Raw genomic sequence first — 11,698 nt, forward strand, 5'->3', positions numbered from 1 at the left:
CCCTTATAAGGCCTGCAAGCCGTTCGATAGTGGCTTGCTACAAAAGGTGGGTGTCCTAATCGTTCGAACGTTCGTTTTTTAAGGCATATTAAAAGGAAGACCAGATGAAGATATTGTTTGCATCAGGAATGATAACTTTTCTTGCTTTGCTGATTTTTTGTCAGGTGTTTTTTTATGTTAGGAATAAATTAAAATTTAATGATTCTAGAGCTGTGTTTTTGTTTATGGACTACGTGATGTTTAAGTCTTGTTGGCTGACTAATCTGGCATCTATATTCTTTTTTATATCATGTGCTATGGGATTAGCTTTGTCATGGGTTAATGGCGAGCTTCATCAACGAATTATTTCTTATTGTGTCGGCTTTCTTGGTGTTATTTTATTGTTTTTTCATTGTAGGTTACAGTATGTTAGAAATCATGAGGTAGGTGATTTTTCCTTTTTAAACGAATTGACTTTAAAATATGAGTTGTCTAGTTCTTCGGTTTTAATTTGGCTTTCTAGATTATGTTATTTGATGTCATTCTTTATGCTCTTTTATTATGGTTATTAACGCGTATTAGCGGGGTGTAAAGACATAGTTATCACCTGATACCGGCCTTGCGCCGATGTCTTATATTATCGGCCAGCCATGCTGGCAAGCTGGTCGTTCAACCTGACTCCCATCCGCCAAGATGACTTTTGCATCCATGTAACGAATTTTTGTTCGCCGTATCACCAGTGAAATAATCCGAGACGTGTTAGAAGAGTCGATAGCCTAATGGCGGAGTGGCAACATCCTCCGATCCTGCGGTATTCGTGATGCCGATGCCGATGCTGCTGATAGTGGGCGGATGTACGGAGGTGCTTGCTATGCAGGGGGTTGGTCAGCCCCAAAAGCGGGTCTCCTAATCGCCTCTTATGCCAGATAAGAGGCGATATAGCGATTTGATTACCAGATTAGCGATCGCCAGACATCCCGAACTCTATTGGCATCAAGGTATAAAACACACTCGTGTTGTGTCTCTTTAGCAGGTCGAAAATGAGGTTTACCTCGTTGTCAGTGACGGAAAAGGTCACTTCCAATGGCTGGTCTGACAGTTCGAAAAAGTGAGCCGAGTGCAAACGCCGGTCATGCCCAAGTCCTTCATTGGCAGCCAACAGGGTGGCGCCCTGAATACCGAGCTCTTTAGCCTGCTCGACCAGCCATTGTGCCAATGGTTGACCCTCTATTGAGCGATCCTGACGAGTGTAAAATGTTAATTGATAGCCTTGCATAGATACTCCTGTCACATCCGTTGCAGCATTGACATTGACCACATGCCAGCAAGAGTCATAGCCAGCGAACCCAGTACATGGACACAAATCGCCCCCCCTGCCCAGGCCAATCGACCTGCCTGCAGTAATGAAGTGACTTCAGCAGAGAATGTTGAGAAGGTGGTTAACCCGCCGAGAAAACCGGTGATCACCAACAGCCGCCATTCAGGGGGGAGATTGGGGTTTGCGGAAAAGAAAGCGATAGCGATCCCGATCAGGTAGCCTCCCAGCAAGTTTGCCACGAGGGTTCCCAGCGGGAGGGTAGGAAAGATAGCGTTCAGGGATGTGCCCAGTAGCCAGCGAAATATGGCACCGAACGAGGCGCCAACGCTGATGGCAAGAATCGAATTAAGCATATAAATCGTCCTTTAGTGCAGAGACTCCAGGACAGTGGTGCATATGCTACGCAGCCCTGACCTGGACTGAAACGTAGGCATCATTAGCCACAACGGCGGTTTGTGTGCGTATGCATGTGGAGGAATGCCATCTCCAGTGCATGGATTGTATCTGTCGCAGAGAAAAAGTCGAGCCGCTGTTTGGTGTTGTCGGCCAGCCATGCTGGCAAGCGGGTCATCCAGCCAGACCCCGTCCAATATGATTATTTTTGCATCTATGTAACGAGTTACTGCTCCGCTGTATCACCAGTGAAATAATCCCATAAGTGGTTGCAGAGTGAGTCACCGAATAGCGGGGTGGCAACAACCTCCGATCCTGCGGTATTTGTGGTGCCGATGCGGCTAGGCTGTGTTCTTAGGCTTGGGGGCGGGGATGTGCGGCGGTGTCTGCAAGCAGGAGGGGCGGACGGATCAGTAGGCCTGGGCGTTCCATTTGTCGTTGAAGTCGTGGATAAACTTCTCCCCCTCTGCGTTGCGGGAGGTGACCAGATAGAAGGTGACGTTCTGGCGAAACAGCGAGAGGCGGTAGAGGGCGGCATTGTCCTCCTCCGAGAGGCTCTTTTTCGAGGTGTCGTTGATGGGCACCAGATCGACTTTGCCCTTTTTCAGCAGCTCGACGCACTGGTTGAGACGGTTGGTGGTTCTGACGATCAGCCCCTGATCGTTGATGACCCGTTCGATGGCATCGGAGAACCACCCTTTGGGCACGCAGGCGGTTTTTTGCTGCCAGGGCGGGGATTCCAGCCCCTTCTTGTCGGGTGTGGTGTACCAGGACTGGATATCGAAGGCGATGGGGGTGCTGAACAGCAGGCTGTTGCTGCGCTCGTTGGTCCAGGTAAAGGGGAAAGCGGCGATGGCGTTGCCCAGCTCGATGTTTTTAAGTCCGCGTGGCCAGGGTTGATAGGAGATCTGCAGATCCGGGTGGCCAGCCTCTTTGAGAATGGTGAGCACCTTGCTTGCCAGCTCGCCGCCGTTGGCCAGTTCCGCAGAGGAGTAGGGGGGCAGTTCGCCGGTGATGATCACCGCGCTCTGCGCCGCGCTGGCAGGGAGCAGCGAGAGCGCAAGGAGAGGGGCAAGCAGCGGATGGTGCAGGCGCAATAAAGGGTGGTGAGCGACAGAGGGGATGAGTGGATAACGAACGTGCATGGCTGGTGACCTCGCCTCTATCGACTTCTTTCAGATTAACGGTTTCACCGGGGAAAAAACAGATTCGAAGCGCACTGTTTCTGCGCCTTCCGGGCGACATAAGAGGACGCGTGGCGGTTGCTCTGCTCCGGTGAGCTTGTTAGCCTGTGCGGCTCTGATAGAGGAGTGAACGATGAGCAAGGTACTTGATGAGCTGCTGGCATTGCTGGCGCTGGAAAAAATCGAGGAGGGCCTGTTTCGGGGCCAGAGCCAGGATCTCGGTCTGCGGGCCGTGTTTGGCGGACAGGTAATGGGGCAGGCCTTGTCAGCCGCCAAGCAGACGGTCGAGACCGGCCGTCAGGTTCACAGTTTTCACTCCTACTTCCTGCGTCCGGGGGATGTGACCCGTCCCATTGTCTATGACGTGGAGAATATCCGTGACGGCCAGACCGTCTCCACCCGCCGGGTCAAGGCGATTCAGGGCGGCAAGCCCATCTTCTATCTCAACGCCTCGTTTCAGGTGCCGGCCGATGGTTTCGAGCATCAGGCGCAGATGCCCACCGGCATCACCCCGCCGGAGGAGCTCAAGAGCGAGCTGGAGCTGGTGCGCCCCTACGAGAACCTGATCCCGGCCTCCCTGCGCGACAAGATCCTCTGCGAGCAGCCCATCGAGATGCGTCCGGTGACGCTGGTCGACCCTATTCGGCCGACGGTGCAGGATCCGGTGCGCCACGTCTGGTTCAAGGCCAACGGCCAGATGCCGGACGATCTGCGGGTGCATAAATACCTGCTGGCCTACGCCTCCGACTTCAACTTCCTGCTCACCTCGCTGCAGCCGCACGGGGTGTCGTACTGGGAGCCGGATATGCAGGTGGCCACCATCGATCACTCCATGTGGTTCCACCGGGATTTTCGCTTCGACGACTGGCTGCTCTACGTGGTAGACAGCCCGAGCGCCAGCGGCGGTCGCGGTCTGGTACGCGGCCAGTTTTTCACCCGTGACGGCATGCTGGTGGCGAGCACCATGCAGGAGGGGGTGATCCGCCGTCGCGGCAGTTAAGGCGCAAAGCGGATAGCAAAACGGGGTGGCTTGGGCCACCCCGTTTTCGTTGCTGCGATGTGGGCGGGCGCTGCGGGATCAGCCGCCGCGCTGGTACTTGAAGCGCTTCTTGCGTCGGTAGGGATAGACATCCTCGAATACCCCCACCTTGATGTTGCTCTGCAGCATCTTCCAGTAGTTGGCGTCGAACATCTCCTTGTGCAGTTGCAGCATGATCTCGCGCACCTGCGGCTTTTGCAGCAGGAAGGTGGCGAACTCCTCCGGGAAGATGTCGTTGGGGGCTACCGAATACCAGGGCTCGGCGCTCCACTCATCCTCGGGGTAGCGCGGCGGCGGGATCTGGCGGAAGTTGCACTCCGTCATGTAGCAGATCTCGTCGTAGTCGTAGAAGACCACCCGGCCGTGACGGGTGACGCCAAAGTTCTTGAACAGCATGTCCCCCGGGAAGATGTTGGCCGCCGCCAGCTGCTTGATGGCGTTGCCGTACTCCTCCAGCGCGAGGCGGGTCTGCTGCTCGTCCGCCTTGTCCAGATAGAGGTTGAGCGGGATCATCTTGCGCTCGGTATAGAGGTGCTTGATCACCAGCTTGTCGTCGCTGATGGTGAGTGCCGAGGGGGCTACCGTCTTGAGCTCGGCAAGGAGCTCGGGCGAGATGCGATCCAGCGGAAACTCGAAGTTGGTGAATTCCTGAGTATCGGCCATCCGGCCCACCCGATCGTGCTGTTTAACCAGCCGGTATTTCGCCTTCACCTGCTCGTGGCTCACATCTTTCGGGGGAGTGAACTCGTCTTTGATCACCTTGAACACCACGTCGTAGGAGGGGAGGGTAAACACGCTCATCACCATCCCCTTGATGCCCGGCGCGATGATGAACTGATCCCGACTCTGGGCCAGATGGTGGCGGTAGTGGCGATAGAGCTCGGTCTTGCCATGCTTCTGGCAGCCGATGGCGTTGTAGATCTCGTAATCGGGCTTGTGGGGCATGATCTGGCGCAGGAAGGCGACAAACAGCGCCGGCTCGCGGGCATAAACCATAAAGTAGGCGCGGGCGAAGCCAAAGACGATGGAGGCGAGATCCGGCTCGAAGATAACGGTGTCCACATAGATGCTCTGGCCGGTGCTGAGCAGGGGCAGGATAAAGGGGAAGACCTGATCCTTCACCCGGATAAGCCCCACCAGATAGGCCCCCTTGTTGCGGTAGAACACCTCTTTCAATAGCTCGATGGAAAACGGCTCGTCATGGAGGATTTGCGGGCCGTTCTCGGCAAGATGGCGGTGGATGTCGACAATATCCCGCTGTTTGTCCTCATAGGGGAGGGTGAAACTGTAATCGCCGAGCAGCTGGCTCAGGGTCTGCGGCAGGTGGGCCAGATCGGTGCGATAGATGCGCAGCAATGCGCTGAGATCGGGCTTGTCACCGCGGCTGACAAAGGGGTGGATATAGAGGTTCTCGTCGCGGATATTGCGATGGCGGAAGATGCGGCGATAGACGGAGTTGAAGAAGGACTCCGCCACCTCGAAGTTCTCGCACTTGGGCAGCAGGTCGCTGAAAGCCCCCTTCACCCGCTTGAGCAGCTCCTGGGTGGCGTGGTGCTCTCCCATCATCTGGCGGATGGAGCTGGCGGTGGCCCCCACATGGTGGTCATAGAGGCGAATGCGCTCGCGCCCCGCCAGCTGCACTCCCAGCCAGTCGCTGTTCTCGAAGCGGCTCTTGCTGCCGCGGGTGATCTCGAGAAACCGGCTGTAAAACGACTCGAACCGTTGCAAGATGGTTTCGGCGACGGCCTGTTCCAATGGCTGCTGCATCTCTCTCTTCCTTGTGATTCTTCGGGCCGAACGCGCCGGAAAATGGGCGCAAAAAAGGCGTGCGTCAGGCCACTATGGCAACATTGAAACATCTGTTCAAGTGGCAATTTTCGCGGATAAACGGTAGATTGCGCCCCTGTTTTGGCGATGGTTTAGCGACTGTTTGCCGTCTGTTTGAGAGGCCGTCCGGCCTGTGAGGAAACCCGATGAAGCTCTATTTTGTCCTGGTGGCACCAGCCCGCCCCGCCAACGTCGGCGCCGCCGCCCGCGCCATGAAAACCATGGGCTTTGATGCCATGCGACTGGTGGCAAGCCGGGTACACGAAGAGGATGAAGCGAGCTGGGTGGCCCACGGCGCGCAGGAGATCCTGACTCAGGCCGAGGCGTTCGATACCCTGCCCGAGGCGCTGGCCGACATGGATCTGGTGATCGCCACCACCGCCCGCCAGCGTGGTCGCTACCAGCACTATCTCACCCCGGCTGAAATTCGCGACCAGATCCGCGCCAAGCCTTCCCTCAACAAGGTCGCCATCGTCTTTGGCTGCGAAGAGTCTGGCCTCTCCAACGAGCAGCTGGCCGAGGTCGACCTCATCAGCTATCTGCCGCTCAAGGTGAGCTACCCGTCCCTCAATCTGGGGCAGGCGATCATGCTCTACGCCTACGAGCTGAGCCCGCTGCTCGATGAGGCAAGTGTCGCAGCAGAAAATATTGATAACAGCGGACAGGTTCGCGTGCTCAAAAGTAAAACAGCAGAAATTCTGGGTGAACTCGGAGTTTCGCAGGATGAAAAACTGCATCAATGGGTGATGGACCGGGTACCCATGCTGCCGCAGCGGGATTTGAACATGCTCCACCTGCTCTGCAAGGACCTTGCCCGCAAACTTGGCAAAGAGGTTTAAGTTGACAGCCCGGCGCCCGGCGCGGTATTGCTAAAAGCCAGTTTCGTTCACGAGTGTTCGTCATGCAGCTATTCACCAACGTCATCACCACCACCATTATTACCGGTACCACCACAGGTGGCACTGGGGCCGGTTGATGCGCTGACGAACAAGCACAGAAATCAGAAAAGGCCCGTACCCACCCAGTACGGGCCTTTTTGTTGGATGATTTTTAGACCGGTTTTTCGGTTATACAGCAGGGATTACAGGGAGAGAAAGCGATGAGAGTGTTGAAGTTTGGCGGGTCATCTCTGGCCGATGCAGAGCGTTTTTTACGGGTTGCCGACATTGCGGTGAATACCCATGGCCAGTCTCAGGTAGCCCTGGTGCTGTCTGCTCCTGCCAAGGTAACCAACCATCTGGTGGCGCTGGTGGAGCAGACCAGCCGTGGCATGGATGCCAGCAGTACCCTGTTTGAAGTAAACGGTATCTTCTCCCGCCTGCTGGCCGGGTTGAAGGCGGCTTATCCGGCGCTGGATGACAAGGCGCTGCAGGCTCGTCTCACCAGCGAACTGGATCAGGTGGAGCGGCTGATGCAGGGCATCCGCCTGCTGGGGCTCTGCCCGGACAACGTGCAGGCGCGCATCCTGAGCCGTGGCGAGAACCTCTCCATCGCCTTTATGCACGAACTGCTGCGGGTGCGTGGCCTCGAACTGGGTCTTATCGTGCCGGAAGAGCTGCTGGTGACCGATGGCGGCTATCTGGAAGCCCACGTCGATATCGAAGCATCCCGGGTGCGCTTTGCCGCCAGGGGCTTGCGTCCTGTTGCGGCAGAAAAGCAGCAATGCCTCTATCTGATGCCGGGCTTTACCGGTGGCAGCGACAAGGGTGAAACCGTGCTGCTGGGCCGTAACGGCTCCGACTACTCCGCCGCCGTCTTGGCAGCCTGTGTCGATGCCGAGTGCTGCGAGATCTGGACCGATGTCGAGGGCTGCTACAGCTGCGACCCGCGTCTGGTACCGGATGCCTATCTGCTGAAAACTCTCTCCTACAAGGAGGCGATGGAGCTCTCCTACTTCGGTGCCAAGGTGCTGCACCCGAAAACCATCGCGCCGGTGGCCCAGTTCCACATTCCCTGCCTTATCAAGAACAGCTTCAATCCGCAGGGGCCGGGCACCCTGATCGGCCCCGAGAGCGGTGATGACGACCTCAAAGTGAAGGCCATCTCCGATCTGGCCGGCATGTGCATGTTCAACGTCTCCGGCCCCGGTATGAAGGGGATGGTCGGCATGGCCGGTCGCATCTTCTCTGCCGTCTCCCGCGCCGGGGTCAGCATCGTGCTGATCACCCAGTCATCTTCCGAATACAGCGTCAGCTTCTGTATCCACAGCTACGACAGCGATAAGACTCGCAAGGTGCTGGAGCGCGAGTTCGAGCTGGAGTTCAAGAACCAGCTGCTCGACCCGCTCGAAATCATGAACGATCTGGCCATCATCTCCCTGATCGGTGACGGCATGCGCACCAGCAAAGGGATGGCGGCTCGCTTTTTCACCTCGCTGGCACAGGCCTCCATCAATATCGTCGCCATCGCGCAGGGCTCCAGCGAGCGCTCCATCTCGGCGGTGGTGCGTTCCGGCAAGGTGGCGGAAGCGATCAAGGCGTGCCACCAGAACTTCTTTGGCAGCCAGCACTTTATCGATCTCTTTGTGGTCGGGGTGGGGGGCGTCGGCGCGGCACTGGTGGATCAGATTGCCCGCCAGCAGCCGGTGCTGGCCGAGCAGGGCACCGGTCTGCGGGTGGTCGGCATCGCCAATAGCCGCCAGATGGCGGTCAACAAGGATGGCCTGAACCTCGCCAACTGGCGTGAACAGCTGGTGGAAGCCCGCGACAGCTTCTCGCTGGAGGGGGTGAAAAAGCTGGTGGAAGAGAGCCACATCATCAACCCGGTGATCGTTGACTGCACCTCCTCCGAGGCTGTGGCCGTCCAGTACGCCGACTTCCTCGCCGCCGGTTTCCATGTGGTCACTCCCAACAAGAAGGCCAACACCGGCTCGCTCGATTACTACAAGGCGCTGCGCCGCACCGCCCGCCAGACTCGTCGCAAGTTCCTGTACGAGACCAACGTGGGCGCCGGTCTGCCGGTTATCGAGAACCTGCAGAACCTCATCATGGCCGGTGACAAGCTGCGCGCGTTTGACGGCATCCTCTCCGGTTCGCTCTCCTTTATTTTCGGCAAGCTGGACGAGGGGATGGCCTTCTCCGAGGCGACCAAAATCGCTCGTGGCAACGGCTTTACCGAGCCGGATCCCCGCGATGATCTCAACGGTATGGATGTGGCGCGCAAGCTGCTCATTCTGGCCCGCGAAGCCGGCATGGCGCTGGAGCTCTCCGATGTGGAAGTCGAGCAGGCGCTGCCGCCATCTTTTGTAAAAGAGGGTGATGCCAGCGAAGATGTGGAGTCTTTTATGGCCCGCCTGCCAGAAGCCGATGGCTGGTTCCGCGACCAGTTCGCCGCGGCCCAGCGTGAAGGCAAGGTGCTGCGCTATGTGGGCTCCATTGAAGGTGGCAAGTGCAAGGTCGCCATCAAGGCGGTCGGGGCCGACGAGCCGCTGTTCAAGGTCAAAGACGGGGAGAACGCGCTCGCCTTCTTCTCTACCTACTACCAGCCGATCCCGCTGGTGCTGCGTGGCTATGGCGCCGGTACCGAAGTGACTGCCGCTGGCGTCTTTGCCGACGTGCTGCGCACCCAGAACTGGAAGCAGGAGCTATAAGCATGAGTTCAGACATGTACCAGAGCAGTAGCGTGGTCGCCTACGCGCCCGCCTCCAGCGCCAACCTGAGCGTGGGATTCGATGTACTGGGGGCGGCGCTCGCCCCCGTGGATGGCTCTCTGCTCGGCGATCGGGTGCAGGTAAAAGCGGCTGACGTGCCTTTTGCGCTGTCCTCTGTGGGCCGTTACGCCCACAAGCTGCCGGACGATTCGAAAAAGAATATCCTCCATGACTGCTGGGTCGCCTATGGTGAGGCGCTGGAGAAGCGCGGCCTTAAACTCAAGCCGCTCGAAATGGTGCTGGAGAAGAACCTGCCGGTGGGCTCGGGGCTGGGTTCCAGCGCCTGCAGCGTGGTGGCGGCCCTTGAAGGGCTCAACGCCTTTCACGGCGAGCCGCTTAATGAGCACGACATGCTGCTGCTGATGGGGGAGATGGAAGGCAAGATTTCAGGCTCCGTTCACTACGACAACGTCGCCCCCTGTTATCTCGGTGGCATGCAGCTGGTGGTGGAGGAGGCGGGGGTTATCAGCCAGGGCATTCCGGTGTTTAACGAGTGGTACTGGGTGGTCTGCTACCCGGGTACTGTGGTCTCTACCGCCGCGGCCCGCGCCATTCTGCCGGCCCAATATCGCCGTCAGGATTGCCTCACCTATGGCCGCCGCCTGGCTGCCTTTGTCCACGCCAGCTACACCGGGCAGGAGCCGCTGGCGGCGAGCGTCTTGAAAGACGTGATTGCCGAGCCCTACCGCGCGGCGCTGATCGAAGGCTTTGCCGAGGTGCGGGCGCAGGCGGCTCAGAACGGGGCGCTGGCTACCGGCATCTCCGGCTCCGGCCCCACCGTGTTTGTGGTGATGAAGGAGCTGGCGCAGGCCGAGCGGATGAAGGATTGGATGGAAGCACATTTCGTGCAGAACGAAGATGGATTTGCCCGGGTCTGCAAACTGGACATGGCCGGGGCACGGGTAACAGGAAGCGAGCTATGAATCTCTACAATATCAAGGACAACAGCGAACAGGTGAGCTTCGCGCAGGCGGTGCGTCAGGGCTTGGGTCGCGAACAGGGGCTCTTCTTCCCAGAACAACTCGAACCGCTGGCCGATGTGGATGCCCTGCTGGATCTGCCGCTGGCCGAACGCTCTGCCCGCATCCTGAGCCACCTGCTGGGGGACGAAGTGCCCGCCGCCAAGGTGAGCGAGCTGATCAACGCCGCCTTCACCTTCCCGGCGCCGCTGGTGAAACTCAAAGACGGTACTTATGCCCTTGAGCTGTTCCACGGCCCGACTCTGGCGTTCAAGGATTTCGGCGGCCGCTTTATGGCCCAGTGTCTCGCGGCGTTTCGCACCAACGACAAGATCACCATCCTCACCGCCACCTCCGGCGACACCGGCGCCGCTGTGGCCCACGCCTTCTACGGGCTGGAGGGGATTGAAGTGGTGATCCTCTATCCCAAGGGCAAGATCAGCCCCTTGCAGGAGAAGCTCTTCTGCACCCTCGGCGGCAATATCCGCACCATCGCCATCGATGGCGACTTCGATGCCTGCCAGGCGCTGGTGAAACAGGCCTTTGACGACGAGGCGCTGAAAAAGGCCATTGGCCTCAACTCAGCCAACTCCATCAATATCAGCCGTCTGCTGGCGCAGGTTTGCTACTACTTCGAGGCGGTGGCCCAACTGCCCAAAGCCGATCGCGCCAAGGCGGTCATCAGCGTACCGTCCGGCAACTTTGGCAACCTCACCGCAGGTCTTATCGCCAAGGCGCTGGGGCTGCCGGTGAAGCGCTTTATCGCCGCCACCAACGCCAACGATACCGTGCCGCGCTACCTGAAAACCGGTCAGTGGGAGCCGCACCAGACAGTGGCAACCCTGTCGAATGCCATGGATGTCAGCCGCCCCAACAACTGGCCACGGGTGGAAGAACTCTGCCGTCGCAAGGGCTGGGCGCTGGAGACCCTGGGTTCTGGCATGCGTGACGATGCCCAGACCCGCGCTGCCCTTAAACGGCTGCACCAGCTGGATTACCTCTGTGAACCCCACGGCGCCATTGCCTGGGATCTGTTGAGTGAACAGCTGGCCGAAGATGAAGTGGGGGTCTTCCTCTGCACCGCCCATCCTGCCAAGTTCAAGGAGTCGGTGGACGAGATCCTGAATCTCGATGTACCGCTGCCCGGCCCGCTCGCCAAGCATGCCGAGCTACCGCTGCTCTCCGTTAATTTGCCTGCGGAGTTTGCCCGGTTAAGGGCGTTTTTGGTGGGTTAGGCCACAGGGCTGAGATAACCGATAGAAATAAAAATCCCCCGTTACGGGGGGATTTTTATTTTCTGGGCTTGGAAAGCTGGATTAAGAATTAGTAGCAGTTTCTTTGTCTGCAATC

At 58.2% G+C, this 11,698-nt stretch carries 10 protein-coding genes and 1 riboswitch; of the genes, 6 read left to right on the plus strand and 4 right to left on the minus strand.

Annotated elements, in window-relative coordinates:
* Nucleotides 1-104: 104 nt before the first annotated feature.
* Nucleotides 105-551, plus strand: coding sequence for a hypothetical protein (locus LG31_RS21090; protein ID WP_152598457.1), 447 nt, complete (start codon nucleotides 105-107; stop codon nucleotides 549-551).
* A gap of 386 nt (nucleotides 552-937) precedes the next feature.
* Here the strand turns inward: LG31_RS21090 and LG31_RS0119980 are convergent, their stop codons facing one another.
* The 3 genes from LG31_RS0119980 to LG31_RS0119990 form a co-directional block, all read right to left on the minus strand.
* Nucleotides 938-1,255 (minus strand): DUF190 domain-containing protein, encoded by a 318-nt coding sequence (locus tag LG31_RS0119980; protein WP_033116159.1) that lies wholly within the window; start codon nucleotides 1,253-1,255, stop codon nucleotides 938-940.
* An 11-nt stretch (nucleotides 1,256-1,266) separates the two neighbouring features.
* Nucleotides 1,267-1,650: a fluoride efflux transporter CrcB gene (gene crcB, locus LG31_RS0119985; RefSeq protein WP_033116160.1), complete on the minus strand. Its 384-nt coding sequence runs from the start codon at nucleotides 1,648-1,650 to the stop codon at nucleotides 1,267-1,269.
* Nucleotides 1,651-1,717: 67 nt separating this feature from the next.
* Nucleotides 1,718-1,794, minus strand: a riboswitch (Fluoride riboswitch).
* A gap of 306 nt (nucleotides 1,795-2,100) precedes the next feature.
* Nucleotides 2,101-2,835, minus strand: coding sequence for a substrate-binding periplasmic protein (locus LG31_RS0119990; protein WP_033116161.1), 735 nt, complete (start codon nucleotides 2,833-2,835; stop codon nucleotides 2,101-2,103).
* Nucleotides 2,836-3,007: 172 nt separating this feature from the next.
* On the opposite strand from LG31_RS0119990, the gene tesB reads away from it, so the two are divergent.
* Complete coding sequence (tesB, locus tag LG31_RS0119995; protein WP_033116162.1) at nucleotides 3,008-3,874, plus strand: acyl-CoA thioesterase II; 867 nt, start codon at nucleotides 3,008-3,010, stop codon at nucleotides 3,872-3,874.
* A 78-nt stretch (nucleotides 3,875-3,952) separates the two neighbouring features.
* Here the strand turns inward: tesB and aceK are convergent, their stop codons facing one another.
* Entirely contained in the window at nucleotides 3,953-5,680 is a 1,728-nt protein-coding gene (gene aceK, locus LG31_RS0120000) for a bifunctional isocitrate dehydrogenase kinase/phosphatase (RefSeq protein WP_033116163.1), read from the minus strand.
* A 206-nt stretch (nucleotides 5,681-5,886) separates the two neighbouring features.
* Here aceK and LG31_RS0120005 point away from each other — a divergent pair, with 206 nt between their 5' ends.
* The 4 genes from LG31_RS0120005 to thrC all read left to right on the plus strand — a co-directional run bounded on the left by LG31_RS0120005 (nucleotide 5,887) and on the right by thrC (nucleotide 11,583).
* Nucleotides 5,887-6,579, plus strand: a complete 693-nt coding sequence (locus tag LG31_RS0120005) for a tRNA/rRNA methyltransferase (protein ID WP_033116164.1) — start codon at nucleotides 5,887-5,889, stop codon at nucleotides 6,577-6,579.
* A 260-nt stretch (nucleotides 6,580-6,839) separates the two neighbouring features.
* Entirely contained in the window at nucleotides 6,840-9,329 is a 2,490-nt protein-coding gene (gene thrA, locus LG31_RS0120010; RefSeq protein ID WP_033116165.1) for a bifunctional aspartate kinase/homoserine dehydrogenase I, read from the plus strand.
* Between the two features lie 2 nt (nucleotides 9,330-9,331).
* Nucleotides 9,332-10,312 carry a homoserine kinase gene (gene thrB / locus LG31_RS0120015; protein ID WP_033116166.1) on the plus strand — a complete coding sequence of 327 codons (981 nt, stop codon included), beginning with the start codon at nucleotides 9,332-9,334 and terminating at the stop codon, nucleotides 10,310-10,312.
* Nucleotides 10,309-11,583: a threonine synthase gene (gene thrC / locus LG31_RS0120020; protein WP_033116167.1), complete on the plus strand. Its 1,275-nt coding sequence runs from the start codon at nucleotides 10,309-10,311 to the stop codon at nucleotides 11,581-11,583. Before thrB ends, thrC begins: the two co-directional genes overlap by 4 nt.
* The last annotated feature ends 115 nt before the right edge of the window (nucleotides 11,584-11,698 follow it).

Source organism: Aeromonas lacus (assembly GCF_000764665.1).
GTDB classification, from domain to species: Bacteria; Pseudomonadota; Gammaproteobacteria; order Enterobacterales; family Aeromonadaceae; genus Aeromonas; species Aeromonas lacus.

What these genes read in the sequence shown, in the direction of transcription:
- LG31_RS21090 (WP_152598457.1), top strand. Translation starts at nt 105, where the DNA reads ATGAAGATATTGTTTGCATCAGGAATGATAACTTTTCTTGCTTTGCTG.
- LG31_RS0119980 (WP_033116159.1), bottom strand. Translation starts at nt 1,255, where the DNA reads ATGCAAGGCTATCAATTAACATTTTACACTCGTCAGGATCGCTCAATA.
- crcB (WP_033116160.1), bottom strand. Translation starts at nt 1,650, where the DNA reads ATGCTTAATTCGATTCTTGCCATCAGCGTTGGCGCCTCGTTCGGTGCC.
- LG31_RS0119990 (WP_033116161.1), bottom strand. Translation starts at nt 2,835, where the DNA reads ATGCACGTTCGTTATCCACTCATCCCCTCTGTCGCTCACCACCCTTTA.
- tesB (WP_033116162.1), top strand. Translation starts at nt 3,008, where the DNA reads ATGAGCAAGGTACTTGATGAGCTGCTGGCATTGCTGGCGCTGGAAAAA.
- aceK (WP_033116163.1), bottom strand. Translation starts at nt 5,680, where the DNA reads ATGCAGCAGCCATTGGAACAGGCCGTCGCCGAAACCATCTTGCAACGG.
- LG31_RS0120005 (WP_033116164.1), top strand. Translation starts at nt 5,887, where the DNA reads ATGAAGCTCTATTTTGTCCTGGTGGCACCAGCCCGCCCCGCCAACGTC.
- thrA (WP_033116165.1), top strand. Translation starts at nt 6,840, where the DNA reads ATGAGAGTGTTGAAGTTTGGCGGGTCATCTCTGGCCGATGCAGAGCGT.
- thrB (WP_033116166.1), top strand. Translation starts at nt 9,332, where the DNA reads ATGAGTTCAGACATGTACCAGAGCAGTAGCGTGGTCGCCTACGCGCCC.
- thrC (WP_033116167.1), top strand. Translation starts at nt 10,309, where the DNA reads ATGAATCTCTACAATATCAAGGACAACAGCGAACAGGTGAGCTTCGCG.